Here is a 24,052-nt window from a genome sequence, read left to right as displayed (position 1 = left end):
GCAGTGGCCCCCCTGGGTGCGTAGAGCATCTCTCCGTTACGACGGGTGTGCATCCCGTGCGCGTGATCTCACACAGGGTGACCATGTGCGGCGATGCCCGCTGCCGGTGGACACAGCCCGCAATGGCACCCTTGACCCATGAACGACGCCCCGGCCCCCGCACCCCGCCGAGCCCGTGTCCGCGCCCCCGAGCTCATCGGCAAGGGCGGCTGGCTGAACACGGGAGATGACCAGTACACCCTTGCCGACCTGCGAGGACGTATCGTCATCCTCGATTTCTGGACGTTCTGCTGCATCAACTGTCTGCACGTCCTGGACGAGCTGCGGGAGCTGGAGGAGAAGCACCGGGACACGGTGGTGATCATCGGGGTGCACTCGCCGAAGTTCGCGCACGAGGCCGAGCACCAGGCGGTCGTCGACGCCGTCGAGCGGTACGGGGTCGAGCACCCGGTCCTTGACGACCCCGAGCTCGCGACCTGGAAGCAGTACGCCGTACGCGCCTGGCCGACGCTCGTCGTGATCGACCCCGAGGGGTTCACAACTGCTGCTTGACCAAGCCGAATTGGTGGCTTTCATGCGATCGGGTGATTCAGTTGGCAACTTGTGTGCCTGTGTGACGAGTGCGCGTAACTTGTTCTGTGCGACTTGGGGTACCAGGTGTGGTGCCAGCGTGCGGGGCCCCCGCTCCACCGGAGAGATGGTTCGGGGCCTCCCCGTCGCCTCTGGCCACGCCTACTCGACCGGGTCGTGAGGGATTCCGCCCGCCTGGGCCGGACCGCACGCAGGACGTGTGTTGCCGACTGGGATGCGAAAGCGGATGACCAGTGCGTCCAAGACCGTTCGGGACGTGCCGGTGGCACAGGCTTGGTCCTGTCCACTGCTCAGGAACGGTACGTCGTCGCGCAGCATGCGAGGAAGGGCCACGTGCTCGCGATCAACCACTCTCACCGGGGCCCGTCGCCAGTGGTGGCAGGGCTCACCGACGTCCGGCGCCGCGCGCGAGATCGACCTGTCCTCGCCGTGGGACGTGGCCGTGTTCGGCGGCAAGGTGTGGATCGCCATGGCCGGGGTGCACCAGCTGTGGGCGTACGACCCGGCCGAGGGGACCGTCGAGGTCGCCGCGGGCACGACGAACGAGGGACTTGTCGACGGCCCGGGGGACGAGGCGTGGTTCGCGCAGCCGTCCGGACTCGCCGCCACCGCGGACCGGCTCTGGCTCGCCGACTCCGAGACCTCCGCCCTGCGCTGGGTCGACCTCGACGGCGCCGTGCACACCGCCGTCGGCACCGGACTCTTCGACTTCGGGCACCGCGACGGCGCGGCCGAACAGGCCCTGTTCCAGCACCCGTTGGGCGTCACCGCACTCCCCGACGGCTCCGTAGCGGTGAGCGACACGTACAACCACGCGCTGCGCCGCTACGACCCGGCGACGGGTGAAGTGACCACGCTGGCCACGGACTTGCGGGAGCCGAGCGACGCCGTACTCGTCGGCGACGACATCGTGGTCGTCGAGTCGGCCCGCCACCGGCTGACTCGGCTACGCCTCCCCGAGGAGGCGGTGAAGGTCGCCTCGGTCGCCCACCGCACCCAGCGCGCGGCCACCGAAGTCTCCCCGGGCAGACTCCAGTTGGACGTCATCTTCCAGGCGCCGTCCGGCCAGAAGCTAGACATCCGGTACGGCCCGTCCACCCGGCTGCTCGTCTCCTCGACCCCGCCCGAGCTGCTGCTGTCCGGGGAGGGGGCGGGTACGGACCTCTCCCGCGCCCTGGAACTGAACCCCGCCGTCACGGAGGGCGTCCTGCACGTCTGCGCGATGGCGGCCTCCTGTGACACGCCATCTGATAGCGGCTCCGCCGCGGGCCCCGCCAACGAGTACCCGGCCTGCCACGTCCACCAGCAGGACTGGGGCGTACCGGTCCGCCTCACCGAGGGCGGCGCGGACCGGCTGCCGTTGGTCCTCGCGGGGATGGACGACTGAGGTACGGCCGGCTTGAGGGCCTACACGCCGTACCCGTCGCTGTAGCCGCCCCGGTGGTGTCGTTCCTCCTCGACCACCGGGGTGGCCGGCGGCACGACCACCCGCCTGCGGCGGGCGATGCTGCTGAACGTCGCCACGCCGATCAGCCCGACGATCATGAAGATGACCCCGACCAGGTCGAGGTTGACGCCCTGCATGTTCCAGTCGGTCGCGAACGTGAGGATGGCTCCCGCGGCGATCAGGATGATGCATCCGCCCAGGCCCATGAGTCTCGCCTCCCTGCCCGGTTCAGGTGTTCCGGGCGGGAGCCGAGTACCCGCGACCCCGCGGGCCATGCGGAGCCGATCGCGGAGGACTATCCCTCCAAGAACGCCACCAGCGCGTTGGCCAGCAGGAACGGGTCGTCGGCGCCGCAGAGTTCGCGGGCGCTGTGCATGGAGAGGATGGCGACGCCGATGTCGACGGTCTTGATGCCGTGGCGGGCCGCGGTGATGGGGCCGATGGTGGTGCCGCAGGGCATGGCGTTGTTGGAGACGAAGGACTGGAAGGGCACGCCGGCCCGCTCGCAGGCGGCGGCGAAGACCGCGCGGCCGGAACCGTCCGTGGCGTAGCGGTTGTTGACGTTCACCTTGAGGATGGGGCCGCCGTTGGCGCGCGGGTGGTGCGTCGGGTCGTGCCGTTCGGGGTAGTTGGGGTGGACCGCGTGGCCCGTGTCGGAGGACAGACAGACGGTGCCCGCGAAGGCGCGCGCCCGGTCCTCGTACGAGCCGCCGCGCGCGAACACCGAGCGCTCCAGCAGGCCGCCGAGGAGCGGCCCGTCCGCGCCGGTGTCCGACTGCGAGCCGTTCTCCTCGTGGTCGAAGGCCGCGAGAGCCGGGATGTACGGGAGGGCGGAGTCCGCCGTCGCGACCGCGGCCAGAGCCGCCGTACACGCGTGCAGGGAGAGCAGGTTGTCCATCCGCGGGCCCGCGAGCAGCTCCTTGTCGCGGCCCAGGTAGGAGGGCGGTTCGATGGAGTGGGTCATCAGGTCCCAGCCCGTGACTTCGCCGGACGGCAGTCCGGACTCCTCCTCTAGGAAGGCGATCAGGTCACCGTCGCGTACCTCTTCGCCCAGCCCCCAAATGGGCTGGAGATGCCGCTGCTTGTCGAGCTTCAGGCCCTCCGTCGACACCGAACGGTCCAGGTGGACGGCGAGCTGGGGCACGCGCAGCAGGGCGCGGTCGATGTTCACCAGGCGCGTCGAGCCGTCCCGCAGCGTCAGCCGCCCGGCCAGCCCCAGGTCCCGGTCCAGCCAGGAGTTCAGCAGCGGCCCGCCGTAGATCTCCACGGCCACCTGCCGCCAGCCGTGCGCCCCGCTGTCGGGCCGCGGCTTCACCCGCAGGTTGGGCGAGTCGGTGTGCGCGCCCACGATCCGGAACGGCGTGTGCGGCGCGGCGCCCTCCGGCACGTACCAGGCGACGATCGCACCGCCGCGCAGCACGTACTTCCCGCCGGTCGTCCCGTCCCACGCGTCGGTCTCGGCGACCTGACGGAATCCGGCCTTCTCCAGCCGCTCGGCGGCGTTCGCCACCGCGTGGTACGGCGTCGGGCTCGCCGCCAGGAAGGTCATGAGGTCGTCGGTGTGGCCGCGGTCGAAGCGGGGCGGTGTGCTCATGGGGTTCACCTTAACGACGCCCGAGGGCCCGCTCCCGGCGATGGGGAACGGGCCCTCGTAAAGGGGATGTGGCGGATGTGCGCGGGCGGGCGCCTGACCGGACGGACAGGGTCCGGCTCGGCGCCCGCCCAGCCTTGGAGCGCGCCGCGGAGAAGTTCTGGGACGCGCTTCGGAGGCGTATGAGAACGCCGCCTCTTAGAACGCCGCCTCGTCCAGCTCCATCAGGTCCAGGTCCACGCCCTCGGCGAGCTTGCGCGCGCCGGTGACGCCCGGCAGGACGTTGGCGGCGAAGAACTTCGCGGCCGCGATCTTGCCGGTGTAGAAGGGCTTGTCCTTGGCGGAGGCGGTCTCCAGCTTCTCGGCGGCCACGGCGGCACCGCGAAGGAGCAGGTAGCCGACGACCACGTCGCCGGAGGCGAGGAGCAGGCGGGTGGTGTTCAGGCCCACCTTGTAGATGTTCTTGACGTCCTGCTCGGTCGCCGCGAGGTCGGTGAGCATGAGGCCGACGATGGCCTCCAGCTCGACGGCCGCCTTGGCGAGCTGCTCGCGGGCCACCGACAGGTCCTCGCCGCCGGTGCCGAGCGCCAGGAACTTCTTGATGTCCTCGGCGAGCGAGTTCAGCGCCGCGCCCTGGTTGCGGACGATCTTCCGGAAGAAGAAGTCCTGGCCCTGGATCGCGGTCGTGCCCTCGTACAGGGTGTCGATCTTGGCGTCGCGGATGTACTGCTCGATCGGGTACTCCTGGAGGAACCCGGAGCCGCCGAAGGTCTGCAGCGACTGCGCGAGCTGCTCGTAGCCCTTCTCGGAGCCGTAGCCCTTCACGATCGGCAGGAGCAGGTCGTTGAGGGCCTCCAGGGCGGCGGTGTCCTCGCCCGCGGCCTCCTTGACCTGGATGTCGTCCTGGATCGCCGCGGTGTGCAGCACCAGGGCGCGCATGCCCTCCGCGTACGCCTTCTGCGTCATCAGCGAGCGGCGCACGTCCGGGTGGTGCGTGATGGTGACCTTGGGCGCGGTCTTGTCCATGAAGTTCGCGAGGTCCGGGCCCTGGACGCGCTCCTTGGCGTACTCAAGGGCGTTCAGGTAACCCGTCGACAGGGTCGAGATCGCCTTCGTGCCGACCATCATGCGGGCGAACTCGATGATGCGGAACATCTGGCGGATGCCCTCGTGCTTGTCGCCGATCAGCCAGCCCTTGGCGGGGTGGCGGTCGCCGAACGTCATCTCGCACGTGTTGGAGGCCTTGAGGCCCATCTTGTGCTCGACGTTCGTCGCGTACGCGCCGTTGCGCTCGCCCAGCTCGCCGGTCTCGAAGTCGAACTCGTACTTCGGAACGAGGAAGAGGGACAGGCCCTTGGTGCCGGGACCATGGCCCTCGGGGCGGGCGAGGACGTAGTGGAGGATGTTCTCCTCCATGTCGTGCTCACCGGACGTGATGAAGCGCTTCACGCCCTCGATGTGCCAGGAGCCGTCGTCCTGCTGGACCGCCTTGGTGCGGCCCGCGCCCACGTCCGAGCCGGCGTCCGGCTCGGTGAGCACCATGGTGGAGCCCCACCGCTTCTCGACGGCGATCTTGGCGATGTGCTTCTGGACCTCGTTGCCCTCCTCGAAGAGGATGCCCGCGAAGGCCGGCCCCGAGGAGTACATCCACACCGCCGGGTTCGCGCCGAGCACCAGCTCCGCGTACGCCCAGATCAGGGAGCGCGGCGAGGTGGTGCCGCCGATCTCCTCGGGCAGGCCCAGGCGCCAGTACTCGGAGTCCATGAAAGCCTTGTAGGACTTCTTGAAGGACGCCGGTACGGGCGCGGTGTTGGTCTCCGGGTCGAAGACCGGCGGGTTGCGGTCGGCGTCCGCGAAGGATTCGGCCAGCTCGTTCTCCGAGAGGCGGGTCAGCTCCTCGAGGATGCTCTTGGCGGTGTCCGTGTCCATCTCCGCGAACGGGCCGGTGCCGTACAGCTTGTCGCGCCCGAGCACCTCGAAGAGGTTGAACTCGATGTCGCGGAGATTCGACTTGTAGTGCCCCATGGCGACGGCTCCGTTAAGGGATCGGCGAGGCACTGACTCCTCGCACCTAGTTCACGTACCAACAAGTAGCTACGATGATGCTACCCGTCAGTAATAAGAAGCAACCCCGCATCGCCCATATGTGGCGCACTACTCTTTGGGCCATGTACGGCTATGACCAGAACGCGGGAGCACAGCAGGGGTACGTCCCGCCCCAGCAGCAGATGCCCGGGCAGATGCCGGGCGGGCAGATGCCCGGTGGCTACGGGCAGCAGCCGCCGCTGTACCCGGAGCCGTCCACTCCGTCCCTCGCGGACGCGGTTCGCGCCTTCACCACGGGGTCGCTGTCCGCCGAGGACTTCCAGCAGGTCTTCGCGACCTCGAAGGTCTACTGCCCACGCGGCGACAACCCCGGATTCCTGGCGCTGCACAACACCCAGCAGCCGGTCATCCCCATGTTCACCTCGCTCAAGGAGCTGCGCCGGTACGCCGGCAAGGAGTCCAAGTACTTCGTGATCACCGGCGCCGAGGTGATCGACCTGCTCCCCACCGGCTACGGCTTCGTGCTCGACATGGAGGGCGAGCACCGGATGGTCTTCGACGCGAAGGCCGTGGAGCAGATGGTGGACTTCGCGATGCGCCGCATGTACGGCTAGGCCCCAGGCCTGTGAAACGCCCCGGACGCCCGGAGGGAATTCCCTCCGGGCGTCCGTCGTTCCAGGTGGCAGAAAGTTCAACAATCAACTAAACTCGAAGCACAAGGAGGTACCGACATGCCTGCAGTGACCGTCGAGAACCCGCTGACCCTGCCCCGTGTGGCCGCGTCCGCCGACGCCGTGGCCCGTCCCGTGCTCGCCGTGACGACCGCGCCCAGCGGCTTCGAGGGCGAGGGTTTCCCGGTTCGCCGTGCGTTCGCCGGGATCAATTACAAGTACCTCGACCCGTTCATCATGATGGACCAGATGGGCGAGGTGGAGTACGCGCCGGGCGAGCCCAAGGGCACCCCCTGGCACCCCCACCGCGGCTTCGAGACCGTGACCTACATCATCGACGGCATCTTCGACCACCAGGACTCCAACGGTGGTGGCGGCACCATCACCAACGGTGACACCCAGTGGATGACCGCGGGCTCGGGCCTCCTGCACATAGAGGCGCCGCCGGAGTCGCTCGTCATGTCCGGCGGCCTCTTCCACGGCCTCCAGCTGTGGGTGAACCTCCCGGCCAAGGACAAGATGATGGCCCCGAGGTACCAGGACATCCGCGGTGGCACGGTCCAGCTGCTCAGCACCCCGGACGGCGGCGCGCTCCTTCGCGTCATCGCCGGTGAGCTCGACGGTCACCAGGGCCCCGGCATCACGCACACGCCGATCACCATGGTCCACGCGACCCTGGCGCCCGGCGCCGAGCTCACGCTCCCGTGGCGCGAGGACTTCAACGGTCTCGCGTACGTCCTCGCCGGACGCGGCAGCGTCGGCACGGACCGCCGTCCGGTCCACACCGGCCAGACCGCCGTCTTCGGCGCGGGCTCCTCGCTGACCGTCCGCGCGGACGAGCAGCAGGACTCGAACACGCCGGACCTGGAGGTCGTCCTGCTGGGCGGCCAGCCCATCCGCGAGCCCATGGCCCACTACGGCCCCTTCGTGATGAACACCCGCGAGGAGCTCCAGCAGGCCTTCGAGGACTTCCAGAAGGGGCGGCTGGGCACGATTCCCGCGGTCCACGGGATGACCGAGGGCGGGCTGTAGGCCCCTCGCCCCGCGCAAGCAGAGAACCCCGTCCGGATGCCGGACGGGGTTCTTTCGCGTGGGCGGTGCGGGGCGGCGCCGGTGCCGCGCGGGAGCGCGGCTCCCGGGGCACGATGAGTTTCCGGCGCGCGGGAGTCCTGCGGATGTACGAGATGCCCGCGGTGGATTCGGATGTGATGGGTGCGAAAGGTGACCCCGATGGCCTTCACACATGTTCTCGCGGTGGCCCCGGTGAGCGACATCGAGCGCGCGGTGGCCTGGTACGAGGAACTTCTGGGACGTCCCGCCGACACGCGGCCGATGGCCGGGCTCGCCGACTGGCACATCTCGCCGTCCGGCTGGGTCCAGGTCTTCGTCTCGCCCGAGCACGCCGGAGCGGCTCTGCTCAATCTCGTCGTGGACGACCTCGACAAGGCGCTGGCCGATCTCGCCGGACGCGGCATCACGGCGGGGGCGATCCAGCCGGGCAGCCAGAACGTGCGATTCGCCGCTGTCCACGACCTCGACGGCAACCGGATCACGCTGATCGAGAACCCGGTGTCCTAGGACCTGCGGGGAAAGTGGCGCCTGCCGGGCGGCGTCCGGCACGCACGCTCGCCGCGCGGCCCTCGACTGCGACGAGGGCGTACGCCTCTGACGCCGCGTCACTCGGGCGGGCCGTCCCGCGAGGACAGCCCGCCCTTCGCGTGGTCGGGTGGAGGCGTGCAGCTACTCCCCGAAGGCGCCCGGCGGCTGGCCGCATGGTGTGTCGTGATCCTGCTCGTCGCCGGTGTGGCGTGGGTCGGGATCCGGCTGTGCGGGGAGTTGCGTACGGCGGTCGTGCCGGTGCTGCTCGCGCTGTTGGGGGCCGCGCTGCTCAGGCCGCTGTACCGGCGCCTGGTGAAGGTGCGGGTCAACCGGTCGCTGGCCGCCGGGCTGACCTGTGTCGCGGTGGTCGTGGTCGTGGGCGGGGCCGTCTACATCGTCGTCGCCGCGCTGATCGACACCGGCGCCCAGATCGTCTCCTCGCTCAAGCAGGCCGCGAGGTCGGTCGCCGAGCACTTCGGCGCGGCGGGCACGTCCCTCGACGACCTCGCGACCAACTCCAAGGACCTGCTGACCAAGTTCGGCGGCACGGCCGCGTCCAATGTCATCAGCGGCGTGAGCGTGGTGGGCGAGTCCATCGCCATGGCCGTACTCGCCCTGCTGCTGGTCTTCTTCTTCCTGCGGGACTCGCACCGGGCGGCCGGGATGCTGCGGTCGCTGGCGCCCCATGGGACCGCCGATGTGGTCGAAGCCATGGCCCGCCGCGCCTTCGAGGCCGTCGAGGGCTTCATGCGCGGGACGACGATCATCGCGCTGATCGACGCCCTGTGCATCACCGTCGGGCTGCTGATCCTGCGTGTGCCGGGCGCGGTGGGCCTGGGCGCGCTGGTCTTCGTGGGGGCGTTCATCCCGTATCTCGGGGCATTCATCTCCGGCGCGGTGGCCGTGCTGGTGGCGCTCGCGGACCGGGGGTTCGTCATCGCGCTGTGGGCGCTCGGGGTCGTGCTCGCCGTGCAGGTCCTGGAGGGGCATGTGCTCCAGCCGGTGATCCAGAGCCGGACCGTGCAGATGCATCCGGCGGTGGTGATGCTGGCGATCACGGCGGGGGCGTCCGTCGCGGGGATCCTGGGCATGCTGCTCGCCGTACCGCTGACGGCAGCCGCGTTCGGGGTCGTCTCCGAGCTGCGGACCCGTTACTCGTCGGAGGCCGACGGCTCGTAGAACTCGGAGGCCGACGGCTCGTAGAACGCGGACGCCGACGGCTCGCGGAACTCGAACCAGATGCTCTTGCCCTCGCCCCGCGGGTCCACGCCCCACGCGTCCGCGAGGAGCTCCATGAACACCAGCCCCCGCCCGGAGGACGCCAGTTCGCCCGGGTGGCGCCGGTGCGGCAGGTCGTCGCTGGCGTCGGTGACCTCCACCCGCATCCGCCGCTTGCCCGGGTCGCCGGTCACCTCGGCGACGAGCAGGGCGTCGGCGTCGGTGTGCACGAGGACGTTCGTGACGATCTCGGAGACGAGGAGGACCGCGGAGTCGAGCTGGTCCTCGGAGGCCCAGTCGTGGAGGAGTTCCCGCAGCTGCTGGCGGGCCCCGGCGATCCGCTCGGGCTCGGCCTGCGCCACGGTCAGCACGGTGCGGCGCACCGTCGGCGGTACGACCGTCGTCGTGTCGCCGCAGCCGCACCCCGGGCCCACCCGGCACAGCAGCAGCACCGCTATGTCGTCCTCGCGCCGGTCGGCCAGCGGCCCGGTGGTGTGGTGCGAGGAGGGCCCGTGCACGGCCTGGACCAGGGCGTCGGCGAGGGTCTCCATGTCGCCGTCATGGGATTCGAGGATCCGGCGGATGCGGCGCCAGCCGGTTTCGAGATCGTGGCCGCCGGTCTCGATGAGCCCGTCGGTGCAGATCAGCATGGTCTCGCCGGGCTCCAGGACGAGCCGGGTCGTCGGGTAGTCGGCGTCCGGGTCGATGCCGAGCGGCAGCCCGCCCGCGGTCGGCCGCATCAGCACGGTCCCGTCGGCCATCCGTATCGCGGGGTCCGGGTGCCCGGCGCGGGCGATGTCGAGCGTCCCGGTCGCCGGGTCGACCTCGACGTACAGGCAGGTCGCGAAGCGGAGATCGCCGCCGTCTCCGTTGCCCGCGCCGCTGCTGGACCCGTACGTCACCGAGTCCGTGACCCCGTACAGGAAGCGTGAGGCCCGGGAGAGCACCGCGTCCGGGCGGTGGCCCTCGGCGGCGTAGGCGCGCAGGGCGATGCGGAGCTGGCCCATCAGGCCCGCCGCGCGCACGTCATGGCCCTGGACGTCGCCGATGACGAGGGCGAAGCGGCCGGTGGGGAGCGGGATCATGTCGTACCAGTCGCCGCCGACCTGGAGCCCGCCGCCGGTGGGGACGTAGCGCGCGGCGACGCTCATGCCCGGCATCTGGGGGCCCAGCGTGGGCATCATCGAGCGCTGGAGGCCGTCGGTGAGCTCACGCTCGGACTCGGCGGCGCCGGCGCGCGAGAGGGCCTGCGCGAGCATGCGGGCCACGGTCGTCAGGACCGAGCGTTCGTCGGGCGTGAAGGTGACGGGGTACTCGAAGGCCGCCATCCAGGCGCCCATCGTGCGGCCCGCGACCGTGAGCGGCAGGAACGCCCAGGACTGCCGCCCGAAGTGCATGGCCAGCGGCCAGGAGGCGGGGTAGCGCTCCTTGTAGTCCTCGGGGGAGGACAGATAGACGGCACGGCCCGTACGGACGACTTCCGCGGCCGGATAGTCCGTGGCCAGGGACATGTGGGAGAACGGTCCCTCGTCGCCCGGCTGGTGCCCGTGGTGCCCGATGACCGTCAGCCGCTCGCCCTCCGCGCCGAAGACGGCCAGCCCGTCCGGCGAGAACCCCGGCATCGACAGGCCCGCCGCGACGCGCAGCACCTCCGCCGTGGACCGCGCCTCGGCCAGGGCGCGCCCGGCATCCAGCAGGAACGCCTCGCGGGAGCGGCGCCAGTCGCCGGTGACCGGGGTGCGCGCGGCGGCGCCCGGTGGCTGTTCGCTGACCTCCTGGAGGGTGCCGATCAGCTCGTACTCCCCGGTCTTCGGGTCGATGATCGGCTTGGAGCGGCTGCGGACGGTGCGGATCACCCGGTTGTGCTCGTCCATGATTCGCAGCCGGGCCTCGGCGAGGGTGCCCTCGGCGACGGCGAGCTGCACGACTCCGTCGATCTCGTTCCAGTCGACGGGGTGGAAACGGGCCCGCGCGCCCGCCTCGGTGAGCGTCGTGGGCTCTGCGGGCAGCCCGATGAGCCGGGCGGCCTCGGCGTCGAAAGTGACCAGCCCCGCGGCGTTGTCCCAGCGCCACAGGCCGGTCGCGAGGAGGGCCAGCACGTCCCCCACGGCGGGCAGGGGCTCACCAGTGCGCATTCACCCACTGTAAGAAGAGGGGATCGGGAACGGCCACCGAAGGTAATGGGGCGGGGCGATCTTGAGGTGCCCGGTACCCTTGGGGGATCCGGGCCCCAGCCCGGAAGTTTCACGTGAAACAGACCCCGATCCGCGAAGACTGGATGAACGACGATGCATCGGTACAGGTCCCACACCTGCGGCGAGCTCCGCGCCTCTGACGTCGAAAGCGACGTCCGGCTGAGCGGCTGGCTGCACAATCGCCGAGACCTGGGCGGCATCCTCTTCATCGATCTGCGCGACCACTACGGCATCACGCAGCTGGTCGCCCGCCCCGGCACGCCCGCCTACGAGGCCCTCGACAAGGTCTCCAAGGAGTCGACGGTCCGCATCGACGGCAAGGTCGTCTCGCGTGGCGCGGAGAACGTGAACCCGGACCTGCCGACCGGCGAGATCGAGGTCGAGGTCAGCGAGGTCGAGCTGCTCGGCGCCGCCGCCCCGCTCCCGTTCACGATCAACGCCGAGGACGGGGTCAACGAGGAGCGGCGCCTGGAGTACCGCTTCCTCGACCTGCGCCGCGAGCGCATGCACCGCAACATCCTGCTGCGTACGGCCGTGATCTCCGCGATCCGTCACAAGATGACGGCGCTGGGCTTCAACGAGATGGCGACGCCGATCCTGAGCGCGACGTCCCCCGAGGGCGCCCGCGACTTCGTCGTCCCCTCCCGCCTGAACCCGGGCAAGTTCTACGCACTGCCGCAGGCCCCCCAGCAGTTCAAGCAGCTGCTGATGATCTCCGGCTTCGACCGCTACTTCCAGATCGCGCCCTGCTTCCGCGACGAGGACGCGCGCGCGGACCGCTCGCCGGGCGAGTTCTACCAGCTCGACGTGGAGATGTCCTTCGTCGAGCAGGAGGACGTCTTCCAGCCGATCGAGAAGCTGATGACCGAACTCTTCGAGGAGTTCGGGAACGGCCGGCACGTGACGTCCCCCTTCCCGCGCATCCCGTTCCGCGATGCGATGCTGAAGTACGGCTCCGACAAGCCGGACCTGCGGGCCCAGCTGGAGCTCGTCGACATCACCGACATCTTCGAGGGCTCGGAGTTCAAGGCCTTCGCGGGCAAGCACGTACGCGCCCTGCCGGTGCCGGACGTGTCCGCGCAGCCCCGGAAGTTCTTCGACCAGCTCGGTGACTTCGCGGTCACGCTCGGCGCGAAGGGCCTGGCCTGGGTCCGCGTCGCCGAGGACGGCTCGCTGACGGGCCCGATCGCGAAGTTCCTGACGGAGGAGAACGTCGCGGAGCTGACGAAGCGCCTGTCCCTGGCTGCCGGCCACGCGGTCTTCTTCGGCGCGGGCGAGTTCGACGAGGTCTCGAAGATCATGGGCGCGGTGCGGGTCGAGGCCGCCAAGCGTGCCGGGCACTTCGAGGAGGGCGTGTTCCGGTTCTGCTGGATCGTCGACTTCCCGATGTACGAGAAGGACGAGGACACCGGCAAGATCGACTTCTCGCACAACCCCTTCTCGATGCCGCAGGGCGGCCTGGAGGCCCTGGAGACCCAGGACCCGCTGGACATCCTGGGCTGGCAGTACGACATCGTCTGCAACGGCGTCGAGCTGTCCTCCGGCGCGATCCGGAACCACGAGCCCGAGATCATGCTCAAGGCCTTCGAGATCGCGGGCTACGACCGTGAGACCGTCGAGGAGCAGTTCGCGGGCATGCTCCGCGCGTTCCGCTTCGGCGCCCCGCCGCACGGCGGTATCGCCCCGGGCGTCGACCGCATCGTCATGCTGCTCGCCGACGAGCCGAACATCCGCGAGACCATCGCGTTCCCGCTCAACGGCAACGCGCAGGACCTGATGATGGGCGCGCCGACGGAGCTGGACGAGACGCGTCTGCGGGAGCTGCACCTCTCGGTGCGGAAGCCGCAGCCGAAGTAGTCCCAGTCGTCAAAGTGGCCCGGAACCGACGCCGGTTCCGGGCCACTTTTGCATGAGCACGCAAAACCACAGCCCGCACCCACGTGATTGACAGGTGCCATCCCTAGCGTCCGGCCCATGACTGAGACCCAAGGACCGGCGCACAAGCGGACAATGACGCGACGTAAGGTCGTCGTCGCGGGTGGAGCGGCCGTCGCGGTCGCGGGCGTGGGCGGCGGCATCGCCGTGAACGCGTTCGCGGGCGAGACGAGCACCGACTCGTCGAGCACCACCGGTACGGAGACGTGTTACACGCTCACCTCGGAGACCACCGAGGGCCCGTACTACATCGACGCGGACAAGCTCCGCCAGGACATCACCGAGGACCAGGAGGGCATCCCCCTGACCCTCAAGCTCAAGGTGATCGACGCGGACACCTGCAAGCCCGTGAAGAACGCTGCGGTCGACATCTGGCACTGCACGGCGATGGGCGTGTACTCCGGTTACGAGGCGATGAGCAACGGAGGCGGTGGTGGCGGCACCCCGCCCTCCGGCTCTCCTTCCGACGCCCCCTCCGGCACGCCCACCGGTGAGCCCCCGTCGGGCGCCCCCTCCGGCGGCACGGGCGGCGGCCACTCCGAGCCCACCGACGACGAGCGCTACCTGCGCGGCACCTGGAAGACCGACAAGCACGGCTACGTCACCTTCCAGACGGTCTTCCCGGGCTGGTACCAGGGCCGCTGCGTCCACATCCACGTGAAGGTCCACGTGGACGGCACCTGGACCGACGCGGGCTACGAGGGCGGCCACACCTGCCACACCGGCCAGCTCTTCTTCTCCGAGGAGTCGGTCCTGGCGTCGGCGGAGGTCTCCCCCTACTCCACGAACACCACCACCCGCACGACCCTGACCGAGGACACGATCTACCCCCAGAACGGCCACGAGGGCGGCCTGCTCTACCTCAAGTACAACAAGAACAACATCGCCAAGGGCGTCCACGCCCACCTGACGATGGGCGTCGCCCCGGACGAGACCCACGACAGCACGGACACCCAGCCGAGCGCTTCGGCGTCGGCCAGCTGACCCTCGTACGCACACGAAGGGCCCGGACTGGTTCCGGGCCCTTCTTCCGTTGGCTCAGGCGTGCCAGGCCGAGACAACGTCCCGCGCACCCCACACCAGCTCGACGGCGGCGTCCGGCAGGCGTTCCGTCACGCCGGAGAGAGATACGACGGCCAGGCCCGTGGTGCCTGGGACGAAGCCGGGGACCTGGGCCGCGCCCGTCTGAAGGGCGCTCAGATCGTGCTGGTCGAAGGGCGAACCCAGCCACTTCACGGAGCCGGCGAAGAACACGGTCCCGGCCACAGGGGAGCGGTCCGCGCCGATCAGATCGATCTCCGGCGAGATCTGCCGGTTCCACCAGCCACCGACGACTTCTGTGTCGGGCCAGGGGCAGTCCCCGGAAGCCCCGGCCAGTTCCATTGCTTCACGGATCAGGGGCTCGACGGCTCGTCCCCGCCATGCCGCCCAACGCCGTTCCACGATCCGGTACGCGGCCTCGGGGCGCCCCCGCCTGGACAGTTCCTGCGCGGACCGCGTCGCGCCCAGGTAGAGGCGCAGGTTGCTGTCGGCCACGCGGTACAGGGCGGGCTTGCCAGGGTTAACACGGTGAACTGGACCCCGACCCTGACCTACGGGCTCCAGACGTCCGCCAAGAACCTGCCCACGGAACTGGCGACCACGACCGGCGCCGGGGTCCTGTCCTAGGGGGCTCCCAAGGGCCCGGGACACTTCGTCCCGGGCCCGTCCGGATTCGGGGTCGGCTCCGGCGGATTCGGCGGACGTCGTCGTCAGCGCGTCACGACAGTGACTTGTAGCCGCTCCAGCCCGTCGCGATCTGGGTGCGGCTGCCGAAGGAGCCGGTTCCGGTGCCGTTGTTGCGCCAGACGTTGCCCGAGGTGTCGCGCGAGACGAGGTCGGCCTTGCCGTCGCCGGTCAGGTCGCCCACGCCGACGACCGTGTTGTACGAGCCGCCCCAGTTGGCGAACAGCTTCACGCGGGCCTTGAAGGTGCCGCTGCCGGTACCGGTGTAGCGGTACAGGTTGTTGGACTTGTCCTGGGCGAGCAGGTCGCCGATGCCGTCGCCGTTCAGGTCGCCGACGCCGATGATCTTCTTGTAGCCGGACCAGTCCGTGTACAGCTTCACGCGCGCGGAGAGCGTGCCGGAGCTCGTCCCCTTGTAGAGGTAGACGGTGCCGGTGGAGGAGTTGCGGGCGATCAGGTCCGCGCGTCCGTCGCCCGTCACGTCGCCGGGCGAGGTGAGGACGTTGTATGCCGACCAGCCCGTGCCCAGCGTCGTGTACGACGCCGACGGGGTGACCGGCTTGCCGCAGCCGGGCTTGTAGCCGCGCAGCGAACCGTCCGTCATCCGCACGAGCACGTCGTTGCAGCGGTCGCCGTTCAGGTCTCCGAAGGGCACCGCCTTCACGGTCGGGTCCCAGCCGCTGCCGCTGGTCTTCCCCAGGAAGGTCCCCGTCGCGCGCTTGCCGAGCTGGTAGGTCAGCGAGCCCGTGGAGTTCATCGTCAGCAGGTCGCCGGTGCCGTCGGGGGTCCCGTCGCCGCTGCCGAAGTCGCGGGCGACGGCGGCGCCTCCGGTGACGGTGACCGTGCCGGTGGCCAGCTTGGCCGCGCTGGCCGCACCGTCCTGGGTGGCGCTCAGCGTCCAGGTGAGCGGGCCGTTCGGGGCGTAACTCCCGGCGCTCGTACGGCCGTTCCAGCTCGCTGTGGCCTTCAGGCCGTCCGCCGTTCCGGTGAGCGTGCGGACGGTCTTCCCGGCCGGGTCGGTCAGGGTGAGCGACCAGGACGAGGTGGGGCGGCTGAGCTGCCAGGTGGGTGCCCAGGCGCTGCTGGAGGCGGTGGTGCCCTTGAGCGCGGCGGTGGCCGGGACCGTGGTGGCGCTCGCCGAGAGCGCGGGCCAGGCGGTCCTGGATCCGTACAGCTGCGCGTTGCTGCTGCCGCTCTTCGCGCCGGACCAGACGGCCGTGGCCGCGCCGTCGTCGCCGACCGAGATCTCACCGCGTACGAACGCGGCCGCGGAGCCCGGCAGTTGGACCGGGCTCGTCCACGCGCCGTCCGTGAGCGCGGACTCCATGAGGATGCGTCCGCCGCCGCCGGTCTGCGTCCACAGGGCGCGTACCGTGCCGTCGTCGTCGATGGCGGTGTCGTACTGCTCGGGCACGTAGGAGGTCGACAGGGTTTTCACGGACGACCAGGTGCCGGTGGACGCGTCGCGGGTCGCGGTGCGGGCGCCGAACGTCGTCGTGTAGTCGACCCAGACGAGGGTGACATCGCCGTCGGGGGCGATCAGCGGCTCGGGGGTGTCGACGAGGTCGTCCGTGGTGGTCACGGTCTCGGCGGCCGACCAGGTGCCGTCCGCGGCGGCGCGGGTGGCCGTGTAGATGGTCTCGGGCTCCGACTCGCTGGTGTGGCCCTCCCAGGCGAGGGCGAGCGAGCCGTCGGCCGCGGCGGTGAGCTCGGGCGGGGTCACCGACTGGTATGTGCCGGTCACCGCGACGGGAGCGGTCCACTCGGTGGAGCCGGCCGCCTTGGAGACCGTGCGCAGTGAAGCGGACTCGCCGGCCGTCTGCTGGTAGACGACGACGGTCGTGCCGTCGGCGGCGACGGCCACGCTCGGGTTCGCGGCCAGGCTGGCCCCGTCCGCGACGGCGGTGCTGACCTGCGCCGGTGCGGACCAACTGCCGTCCGCGCCCCGGGTGGCGGCGCTGACCTCGAGCGTGGAGGTGGCGGTCGCCCGGGTCCCCCAGACCGCGGTGAGCGCCCCGTCGGGCGCCTCGGCGAGGTCGATGCCGCCGTCGGTCCAGGCCGCGTCGGAGCCGACGATCTCGACGGGTGCCGACCAGGCCGAACCGCCGGCCGAGAGTACGGAGCTGACGAGACGGATGTCCAGCTCCCCCGCCCCCGGCGCGGTCTCGTCCGGGAACTCCACCCACAGCGCGGTGACCGTGCCGTCCGCGGAGGCGTGCAGCTTGACGCTGCCGGCCTCGGTGGCAGTCGTCGTGAGAAGGGTCGGCGTACCCCAGGTGTCGCTGCCCGCCGGGCGTACGGCGGCGTACAGCTTCCGCTCGGTGCCGCTGGTGCCCGCGAACTGGTTCCAGACCGCCACGGCCGAACCGTCGGCGGCGGTGGCGACGTCCAGCACGGAGGTGTCCACGTCCGTGCCGGTGATGGTGCTCGCCGCCGTCCAGGGGGCGAGCGGCGCCGCGGCGGCCGTAGTGGCGGCCATCAGCGGAAAGACGGCACCGCCCGCGACAGCGAGCGCGGCCGACGAGATCGCGGCCGACGAGATCGCGGTCGCCAGACGGCGCCGCGACAGGGCGTATCTGCCCATGTGTGAGTTCCCCTCCCGCGGGGGGCCCTTGCCCCCCGTACAAGTGCGCGGATGCTATCAGCGGCACTTGTACGCGGAATCCGTCCCCACCAGGGCTTTGGTCCGCGCCGGAGGCTCAGGCGCTGCAGCCGGAGGCCAGGCGTCGTAGCCGGGGGGCTCAGGTGTCGTACCGGCCGTCCCACGGCTCGCCGAAGCCGAGGCGGTCCGGGTAGAGCTCGGCCCAGCTCTCCCCCTCGTCCTCACCCGTCACGAGGCCGAACAGCACGCCGTCGACGGTGAGTTGGAAGGGCTGGATCGCGATGTCCGTGTACGCGCGCCGGGGGAGGCTGCGCAGGAGCTTGGCCAGGTGGACCCGGGCCCGGCCGAGGACCGAGTCGTCGCCGTGCGGGTTGCGCTGCTGCTCGGCCCAGGTGCCCGCACACCAGATCTCCGAGTCGCGGTAGCGGCCCTCGGCGTCGAAGGTGTGGAGCACCGTGTAGAGGCGTTTGTGCTCTTCCCACCCGTCGTCGGGGCGGAACCCTTCGGGGAACGCATACGTGATCGACGCCAGGAACTGACCGTCCGCGTAGCGACCGATGGAATCGGTGCGGTGCTTCGGCTCGTAGGCGATCGGGATGACGTGAGGGACTGCCATGGCGGAAACCATACGGGTGGGTGAGGACATGTCAGCGACGGGGTCCACCGACCAGGGTGGTACGACCCGGCGATCTCGTCACGTTGAAGCACAACGGGTGCCGTGACGGGCGACGTTCGGCCCCTCGGGCGAACGCGGCAGCCGGGGCGTGAAGTCCGGGGCGTCCTGCGGTATGTGAGTCCCTCTCAGGAGAGGGACTCGTACCCGCCCCACCCGTTCGCTTGCCGGACGGCGAGGCGCGGCGCGCTACTTCGCCACGAACTGGGTGAGGATCGCCTGGACTTCGTAGATGTCGACGCCCTTGGTGAAGGTCTTTTCCACGGGGACCGCGGTGCCGGAGACCCAGATCTTGAGTTCGGCGTCGAGATCGAAGGTGCCGGCGGTCTCCACCGCGAAGTGGGTGATGCTGCGGTACGGGATGGAGTGGTACTCCACCTTCTTGCCGGTGATGCCCTGTTTGTCGACGAGGATGAGGCGACGGTCGGTGAACAGGATGGTGTCGCGTATCAGCTGGTACGCGGCGTGGACCTGCTCGTTCTGACCCAGCAGGCGCGCGAAGTCCTGCTGTGCCGAGGCCGATTCGATGGTGTGCGCATTTCCGAACAATGCCATGGATGAACCCCCCGCTCGGTGGACTCGCATGTCCACTCTTGTCCCAGTAAGCCACTGGCTTCACACGATCTTCGCAAGGTATATCGCCCGATAGATGGGCGTGCATAGAGGAGCGGAGGGCTCCGCATAAGGCTGTGGCTCTGCTGTGGCAGCTGCGGTACAGGTGGCCGCCGGGGGAAGCGAGTGCTGCGAGGTGGTGACGCCGAGGGCCCGGGAACTGCTCGTTCCCGGGCCCTCGGTTGCGTGGCTGCCGCTATTCCGGCACCCCGCTGCCGCTACTCCGGGGCCCCGCCGAAGCGCTCCTTGTACGTCTCCAGGTCCTCGTCCGTGATCTTGGCGAAGAGGACCGGGGGAACCGTGAAGGGGGTGCCCGCCGGGACCGAGTTCAGGGACCTGGCCTCGTCGGCCGTGACCCAGCTGGCCGTGTCGTCGGTGAGGGCGAAGGCCGAGCGCATCGCGCGGGAGGACGCGGGGATGAAGGGCTCCGAGACCACCGAGTAGAGGTGGATCAGGTTCATCGCCGTGCGCAGGGTCAGGGCCGCGCCCTCGGGGTTGGTCTTGATCTCCAGCCAGGGGGCCTTCTCCTCCAGGTAGGAGTTGCCCGCCGACCACAGGGCGCGCAGCGCCGCCGCGGCCTTGCGGAACTGGAGGGCTTCCATCTGGGTCTCGTACTCGGCGAGGAGCTTGGCGATCTCCTCGCCGAGCTTCGCCTCCGGCTCGCCCGCCTCCGCGCCCGCCGGGACCTCCTCGCCGAAGCGCTTCTTGGAGAAGGACAGGACGCGGTTGACGAAGTTGCCGAGGGTGTCGGCGAGGTCCTTGTTGACCGTGGCCGTGAAGTGCTCCCACGTGAAGGACGAGTCGTCCGACTCGGGGGCGTTGGCGATCAGGAAGTAGCGCCAGTAGTCGGCGGGCAGGATGTCCAGCGCGTGGTCGGTGAAGACTCCGCGCTTCTGGGACGTGGAGAACTTCCCGCCGTAGTACGTCAGCCAGTTGAAGGCCTTGACGTAGTCGACCTTCTTCCAGGGCTCGCGCACCCCGAGCTCCGTGGCCGGGAACATCACCGTGTGGAACGGGACGTTGTCCTTGGCCATGAACTCCGTGTAGCGGACCGGGTTCTCGCCGGAGTCCGCGTCGTACCACCAGGACTTCCAGTCCCGGTTCTCCGGGTCCAGGTCCGACCATTCCTTCGTCGCGCCGATGTACTCGATCGGGGCGTCGAACCAGACGTAGAAGACCTTGCCCTCGGCGGCCAGCTCCGGCCAGGTGTCGGCCGGGACCGGGACGCCCCAGTCCAGGTCACGGGTGATCGCGCGGTCGTGCAGGCCCTCGGTCAGCCACTTGCGGGCGATGGAGGAGGCGAGCTGCGGCCACTCGTGCTCGTGGCGCGCCACCCACTCCGAGACCTCGCTCTGCAGCTTCGACTGGAGGAGGAAGAGGTGCTTCGTCTCGCGGACCTCCAGGTCCGTCGAGCCGGAGATCGCCGAACGCGGGTTGATCAGGTCCGTCGGGTCCAGGACGCGGGTGCAGTTCTCGCACTGGTCGCCGCGGGCCTTGTCGTAGCCGCAGTGCGGGCAGGTGCCCTCGACGTAGCGGTCCGGGAGGAAGCGGCCGTCGGCCGGGGAGTAGACCTGGCGGATGGCCCGCTCTTCGATGAAGCCGTTCTGGTTCAGGCGGCGCGCGAAGTGCTGGGTGATCTCGCGGTTCTGCGGGCTGGAGCTGCGGCCGAAGTAGTCGAAGGACAGCTCGAAGCCGTCGTAGACCGCCTTCTGCGCGTCGTGCGCCTGCGCGCAGAACTCGTCGACCGGGAGGCCCTGCTCCTTCGCCGCCAGCTCGGCCGGGGTGCCGTGCTCGTCCGTCGCGCAGATGTAGAGGACGTCGTGGCCGCGCTGGCGGAGGTACCGGGAGTACACGTCCGCCGGGAGCATGGACCCCACCATGTTGCCCAGGTGCTTGATCCCGTTGATGTACGGAAGGGCGCTGGTGATGAGGTGTCGAGCCATCGCGGGCTGCTCCCAAGTCGCTACGTGGGGTGACGATCGTCGGTTCAGGTCGTGTCGTCGGTCGTCTTACGAACCTTGAAATCGTAGCCGACATGGGTCGGCCGCCCGCCTCCCGTTTTAAGGGATGGGAAGCGGGCGGCCGACTGTCGCTCGTCGCGGGTGGTTACTGGCGGTTACGGGCGCCAGTTCTCCAGTACGCCGTCGTAGACCTCCGCGTCCGTCAGTTCGCGCGGGGTCGGGCCCGCGTGGAAGAAGGCCGTGTTGTCGGTCTTCAGTTTGCGGAGGTAGTCGAAGGCCTTGTTGTCCTGCTCGCCGAAGGCGACGAAGGAGAAGAAGACGGCGGGGTGGTCCTTGGCCGCGTCCGTGAGGGACGCGGTGGCCGGGGTCTTGGCGTCCGGGGCGCCGTCCGTCTGGAAGATCACCAGGGCCGGGGCCGTGGGGTTCTCCGACTTCTCGTGGTGCGTGAGCACTTCCTGTACGGCCGCGTGGTAGCTGGTACGGCCCATGCGGCCGAGGCCGGCGTGCAGCTCGTCGATCTTGTTCTCGTGCTCGGGGAGGGTGAGCTCGCCGGTGCCGTCCAGTTCGGTGGAGAAGAAGACGACCGGGACCGTGGCCTCGGGGTCGAGGTGGGCGGCGAGGGCGAGGGCCTGCTCGCCGAGGGCCTGGGCGGAGCCGTCCTTGTAGTACGGGCGCATCGAGGCGGAGCGGTCGAGGACGAGGTAGACCTTGGCTCGGGTGCCGGCGAGGTCCCGCTTCTTCAGCGCGGTCCCCGCTTCCTTGTACGCCGTGACCAGGCCCGGGGCTCGGGACTTCACGCGGGTGAGGGGGACGGCGGGTTTGGCGGGGGTGAGTTCCGGGGCGACCTCGGCGTCTACCTCGGCCGCGGGCTCGTCCGCCTGTGCGGCGAGGGGGGCGGGCTCTTCGGCGACGGTCGGTTCCGGCTCCGGGGCGACCTCGGTGTCTGCCTCGGCCTCGGCCTCGGCTTCGCCTTCGGCTGTGTCGTTCCCGCCCGCACCGTCCGTGCTGCTTTCGTTGTCGGGTGCGGGTGGCCCCTGTGGGGCCTGATCGCCGTCGGCGGCCGCGGGCTCGTCCGCCTGCGTGGCGACGGGCTCGACCGCGGCGACGGGCTCGGGCTCGACCACGGGCTCGACCTCGGCCACCGGTTCGGGCTCGACCTCGGCGACAGGCTCGGGCTCGACCTCGGCCACCGGCTCGGGCTCGACCACCGGCTCGACCTCGGCCGCAGGCTCCGGGGCCGCCTCCACCATCGGCGTCTCCTCCACCACCAGCTCCGCCGGAGGGGTCGGCTTCGGGACCGTTACGTTGTCGAAGGCGGCCGATACCAGCTCGTCCACGACGGACGGCTCGGTCTCGGGATTGGGCTCGGACGAAGGGGACGGAATCTTCGGCTCGGCCGCCCGGGAAGGAGCCTGATCGGCCTTCTGGGAGGGAACCCGATCGGGCTCCTGGACCGGTACCGGCTCGGTGGCCGGTGCCGGAACCGTCGGAGTCGAAGCCTCCCGCGAGGTCTCCGCGTCGGCGTCACGCCCCTTGCGTGAGCGGCCGAACGCGTTCCGCAGGAGATCGAGAATGCCCATGTGCGCAACCCTTCGCGTGAGTTGATCCCGTCAATCCCTGGCCAGGACGGACACGTAAGGTTAGCCGCCGCAGATGGTGATCTTGGGCAGGGTCGACTCTCGTGGGCACACCTTCGCCCATGAGGGCTCAGTTGTCCTGCTACCTCCCGCGGTACACCGCGAAGTCCAGGCCCGCGGCGCCGACCGCCGCCATGCCGCCGCCCGCGGCGAGGAGCGGCGTTCCGGGGGCCTCGGCATGCGCGGCGAGGGCGGCTATGGCGCCCGTGGTGATGGCGGCGGTGCGGACGATACGCCGGGTGGCGCGCACGGTGCTTCCTCGTGACTCGTAACTCGTAAGTCCCAGCTCGTGGCTCGTGGCTGTGACTCGTGTTGGCTTGTGACAGCCAGGAAGTTACGGGGGGCATGTCTGGAAAATCCCTCAGAGATGTCAAAGATGGCCCCATGCCATGACGTGAGTGCGTAAAGAGGACTTGAGTCCCTCAAGAGGCCGGGACGAAGGTCCCCGACCCGGCGCCTTCCAGCCACTCCCGGTACGCGGGTGCCTGCCGTGCCGCCTCCCAGTACGCCTCCTCCAGTTCCGGACAGACGGAGTCGAGGTCCGGCTGCGTACGGGCCGCGAGGAGCAGGCGTACGCCGAGGGGGTCGCCCGCGAGGCGGCGTACCGCCATCTCGGGGCGGGACTGGGAGGTCGGCTGGCAGACGGTGACGACCTCGCCGGTGGCGACGAGGGACGCGGCCGTGTGGTAATCGCCGTGCAGGACAAGGGGGTTGAGATCCGCCGCGCGCAGCATCCGGTGCACGGCGTCCCACTCGCCGTCGACCGTCGGATCCACCATCCAGCGGTCCCCGGCCAGGTCCGACAGGCGTACGACGGGGCGGGCGGCGGCCGGATGGTCGCCGGGCAGGGACACGAACTGGGGCTCGCGTTCGACCAGGACCCGCAGCCGCAGCCCGTCCGGGACGCGCAGCGGGCAGCCCTCGACCTCGTGCACGAAGGCGACGTCGAGCGAGCCGTCGGCGACCATGCGGAGCAGGGCGTTCGCGGAGACGTCCATCTGGAGGAGCGGTTCCTGCCGGTGTTCGCGCAGTCTGCGCAGCCAGCCCGCGAGCGCGCGGCTGGCGGTGGAGCCGATGCGGAGCCGGGGTCCGTCCGCGGCGGCGGCCCGCGCCTCGGCGACCAGGCTGCGCATGTCGGCCACCAGCGGGCGGGCCCGGCCCAGCACGATCCGGCCCAGCGGGGTGGGCCGGCAGCCGGTACGTTCCCGGAGGAAGAGCGCGCCGCCGAGCTGCTGCTCGATCCGGCGCAGCTGGGTGCTCAACGAGGGCTGTGCGACGCCGAGTTGGCGTGCGGCGCGGTGCAGGCTGCCGGTGTCGGCGATGGCGCACAGCGCGCGGAGGTGCCTGACCTCAAGCTCCATGCGGTGAGCCTAGGGCGGCAGGCCCAGTCACACTAGTCACACAAACCCCTTCTGAAAGGGGCGAGTTGGCCGGGTGATAGTGCGGAGCTATCGCCAGTTGCCATCATCACAGCCACCTCATAGGCGCAGAAACTCGCGTTGACGACTTCACCCCCCACTCAAGGAGTCATCAATGCGCATGCCCAAGC

General features: G+C 70.1%; 18 protein-coding genes and 1 pseudogene. 7 read left to right on the top strand and 12 right to left on the bottom strand.

Annotated elements, in window-relative coordinates; all coding sequences use genetic code 11:
* The first annotated feature begins 138 nt into the window (after window positions 1-138).
* Window positions 139-1,978, top strand: a pseudogene (locus ACZ4WS_RS13615) (thioredoxin-like domain-containing protein).
* A gap of 20 nt (window positions 1,979-1,998) precedes the next feature.
* Here the strand turns inward: ACZ4WS_RS13615 and ACZ4WS_RS13610 are convergent.
* The 3 genes from ACZ4WS_RS13610 to ACZ4WS_RS13600 all read right to left on the bottom strand — a co-directional run bounded on the left by ACZ4WS_RS13610 (window position 1,999) and on the right by ACZ4WS_RS13600 (window position 5,654).
* Window positions 1,999-2,244, bottom strand: coding sequence for a DUF6458 family protein (locus ACZ4WS_RS13610; RefSeq protein ID WP_467980077.1), 246 nt, complete (start codon window positions 2,242-2,244; stop codon window positions 1,999-2,001).
* 89 nt (window positions 2,245-2,333) lie between these two features.
* A complete protein-coding gene (locus ACZ4WS_RS13605) occupies window positions 2,334-3,632 on the bottom strand; it encodes a M18 family aminopeptidase (RefSeq protein ID WP_467980075.1) in 1,299 nt (432 codons plus the stop codon).
* 195 nt (window positions 3,633-3,827) lie between these two features.
* Window positions 3,828-5,654, bottom strand: a complete 1,827-nt coding sequence (locus tag ACZ4WS_RS13600; protein WP_467980073.1) for an acyl-CoA dehydrogenase — start codon at window positions 5,652-5,654, stop codon at window positions 3,828-3,830.
* Window positions 5,655-5,797: 143 nt separating this feature from the next.
* Here ACZ4WS_RS13600 and ACZ4WS_RS13595 point away from each other — a divergent pair, with 143 nt between their 5' ends.
* The 4 genes from ACZ4WS_RS13595 to ACZ4WS_RS13580 all read left to right on the top strand — a co-directional run bounded on the left by ACZ4WS_RS13595 (window position 5,798) and on the right by ACZ4WS_RS13580 (window position 9,124).
* Entirely contained in the window at window positions 5,798-6,289 is a 492-nt protein-coding gene (locus ACZ4WS_RS13595) for an SseB family protein (RefSeq protein ID WP_467980071.1), read from the top strand.
* 117 nt (window positions 6,290-6,406) lie between these two features.
* Window positions 6,407-7,378 carry a pirin family protein gene (locus tag ACZ4WS_RS13590; RefSeq protein WP_467980069.1) on the top strand — a complete coding sequence of 324 codons (972 nt, stop codon included), beginning with the start codon at window positions 6,407-6,409 and terminating at the stop codon, window positions 7,376-7,378.
* Window positions 7,379-7,576: 198 nt separating this feature from the next.
* Entirely contained in the window at window positions 7,577-7,924 is a 348-nt protein-coding gene (locus ACZ4WS_RS13585; RefSeq protein WP_467980068.1) for a VOC family protein, read from the top strand.
* Window positions 7,925-8,080: 156 nt separating this feature from the next.
* Window positions 8,081-9,124 (top strand): AI-2E family transporter, encoded by a 1,044-nt coding sequence (locus tag ACZ4WS_RS13580; protein ID WP_467980066.1) that lies wholly within the window; start codon window positions 8,081-8,083, stop codon window positions 9,122-9,124.
* Here the strand turns inward: ACZ4WS_RS13580 and ACZ4WS_RS13575 are convergent.
* Window positions 9,097-11,298 (bottom strand): ATP-binding SpoIIE family protein phosphatase, encoded by a 2,202-nt coding sequence (locus ACZ4WS_RS13575; protein ID WP_467980064.1) that lies wholly within the window; start codon window positions 11,296-11,298, stop codon window positions 9,097-9,099. The genes ACZ4WS_RS13580 and ACZ4WS_RS13575 overlap by 28 nt on opposite strands.
* A 153-nt stretch (window positions 11,299-11,451) precedes the next feature.
* Here ACZ4WS_RS13575 and aspS point away from each other — a divergent pair, with 153 nt between their 5' ends.
* Together aspS and ACZ4WS_RS13565 are read left to right on the top strand one after the other, a co-directional pair.
* Window positions 11,452-13,215 carry an aspartate--tRNA ligase gene (gene aspS / locus ACZ4WS_RS13570; protein ID WP_467980063.1) on the top strand — a complete coding sequence of 588 codons (1,764 nt, stop codon included), beginning with the start codon at window positions 11,452-11,454 and terminating at the stop codon, window positions 13,213-13,215.
* Window positions 13,216-13,332: 117 nt separating this feature from the next.
* Entirely contained in the window at window positions 13,333-14,277 is a 945-nt protein-coding gene (locus tag ACZ4WS_RS13565; RefSeq protein ID WP_467980061.1) for an intradiol ring-cleavage dioxygenase, read from the top strand.
* A gap of 54 nt (window positions 14,278-14,331) precedes the next feature.
* Here ACZ4WS_RS13565 and ACZ4WS_RS13560 read toward each other — a convergent pair whose 3' ends face one another.
* From ACZ4WS_RS13560 to ACZ4WS_RS13525, 8 genes are all read right to left on the bottom strand, one after another.
* The gene (locus ACZ4WS_RS13560; protein WP_467980059.1) at window positions 14,332-14,829 is read right to left on the bottom strand and encodes a DUF234 domain-containing protein; all 498 of its coding nucleotides are present in this window, start codon (window positions 14,827-14,829) and stop codon (window positions 14,332-14,334) included.
* Window positions 14,830-15,052: 223 nt separating this feature from the next.
* Window positions 15,053-17,602 (bottom strand): FG-GAP-like repeat-containing protein, encoded by a 2,550-nt coding sequence (locus ACZ4WS_RS13555; RefSeq protein WP_467980057.1) that lies wholly within the window; start codon window positions 17,600-17,602, stop codon window positions 15,053-15,055.
* A 157-nt stretch (window positions 17,603-17,759) separates the two neighbouring features.
* Window positions 17,760-18,236 carry a hypothetical protein gene (locus ACZ4WS_RS13550; protein ID WP_467980055.1) on the bottom strand — a complete coding sequence of 159 codons (477 nt, stop codon included), beginning with the start codon at window positions 18,234-18,236 and terminating at the stop codon, window positions 17,760-17,762.
* Between the two features lie 246 nt (window positions 18,237-18,482).
* The gene (locus ACZ4WS_RS13545; protein ID WP_467980053.1) at window positions 18,483-18,848 is read right to left on the bottom strand and encodes a PH domain-containing protein; all 366 of its coding nucleotides are present in this window, start codon (window positions 18,846-18,848) and stop codon (window positions 18,483-18,485) included.
* 275 nt (window positions 18,849-19,123) lie between these two features.
* Window positions 19,124-20,848: a methionine--tRNA ligase gene (gene metG / locus ACZ4WS_RS13540; protein ID WP_467980051.1), complete on the bottom strand. Its 1,725-nt coding sequence runs from the start codon at window positions 20,846-20,848 to the stop codon at window positions 19,124-19,126.
* Window positions 20,849-21,021: 173 nt separating this feature from the next.
* Window positions 21,022-22,446, bottom strand: coding sequence for a VWA domain-containing protein (locus tag ACZ4WS_RS13535; protein ID WP_467980050.1), 1,425 nt, complete (start codon window positions 22,444-22,446; stop codon window positions 21,022-21,024).
* 139 nt (window positions 22,447-22,585) lie between these two features.
* Window positions 22,586-22,753 (bottom strand): hypothetical protein, encoded by a 168-nt coding sequence (locus ACZ4WS_RS13530; protein WP_467980048.1) that lies wholly within the window; start codon window positions 22,751-22,753, stop codon window positions 22,586-22,588.
* 172 nt (window positions 22,754-22,925) lie between these two features.
* On the bottom strand, window positions 22,926-23,864 hold the full coding sequence (locus tag ACZ4WS_RS13525; RefSeq protein ID WP_467980046.1) for a LysR family transcriptional regulator: 939 nt from the start codon (window positions 23,862-23,864) through the stop codon (window positions 22,926-22,928).
* Window positions 23,865-24,052: the final 188 nt, after the last annotated feature.

It is taken from the genome of Streptomyces sp. NPDC029292, assembly GCF_055569295.1.
Note: the sequence above shows the minus strand (reverse complement) of the source record. Positions and strands in the feature narration are given on the sequence as shown.

Bases quoted from the DNA above. Each gene is read 5' to 3' on its own strand.
- ACZ4WS_RS13590 (WP_467980069.1), top strand. From the start codon at position 6,407: ATGCCTGCAGTGACCGTCGAGAACCCGCTGACCCTGCCCCGTGTGGCC.
- ACZ4WS_RS13535 (WP_467980050.1), bottom strand. From the start codon at position 22,446: ATGGGCATTCTCGATCTCCTGCGGAACGCGTTCGGCCGCTCACGCAAG.
- ACZ4WS_RS13550 (WP_467980055.1), bottom strand. From the start codon at position 18,236: ATGGCAGTCCCTCACGTCATCCCGATCGCCTACGAGCCGAAGCACCGC.
- ACZ4WS_RS13605 (WP_467980075.1), bottom strand. From the start codon at position 3,632: ATGAGCACACCGCCCCGCTTCGACCGCGGCCACACCGACGACCTCATG.
- ACZ4WS_RS13545 (WP_467980053.1), bottom strand. From the start codon at position 18,848: ATGGCATTGTTCGGAAATGCGCACACCATCGAATCGGCCTCGGCACAG.
- ACZ4WS_RS13555 (WP_467980057.1), bottom strand. From the start codon at position 17,602: ATGGGCAGATACGCCCTGTCGCGGCGCCGTCTGGCGACCGCGATCTCG.
- ACZ4WS_RS13600 (WP_467980073.1), bottom strand. From the start codon at position 5,654: ATGGGGCACTACAAGTCGAATCTCCGCGACATCGAGTTCAACCTCTTC.
- ACZ4WS_RS13595 (WP_467980071.1), top strand. From the start codon at position 5,798: ATGTACGGCTATGACCAGAACGCGGGAGCACAGCAGGGGTACGTCCCG.
- aspS (WP_467980063.1), top strand. From the start codon at position 11,452: ATGCATCGGTACAGGTCCCACACCTGCGGCGAGCTCCGCGCCTCTGAC.
- ACZ4WS_RS13610 (WP_467980077.1), bottom strand. From the start codon at position 2,244: ATGGGCCTGGGCGGATGCATCATCCTGATCGCCGCGGGAGCCATCCTC.
- ACZ4WS_RS13575 (WP_467980064.1), bottom strand. From the start codon at position 11,298: ATGCGCACTGGTGAGCCCCTGCCCGCCGTGGGGGACGTGCTGGCCCTC.
- ACZ4WS_RS13565 (WP_467980061.1), top strand. From the start codon at position 13,333: ATGACTGAGACCCAAGGACCGGCGCACAAGCGGACAATGACGCGACGT.
- metG (WP_467980051.1), bottom strand. From the start codon at position 20,848: ATGGCTCGACACCTCATCACCAGCGCCCTTCCGTACATCAACGGGATC.
- ACZ4WS_RS13525 (WP_467980046.1), bottom strand. From the start codon at position 23,864: ATGGAGCTTGAGGTCAGGCACCTCCGCGCGCTGTGCGCCATCGCCGAC.
- ACZ4WS_RS13585 (WP_467980068.1), top strand. From the start codon at position 7,577: ATGGCCTTCACACATGTTCTCGCGGTGGCCCCGGTGAGCGACATCGAG.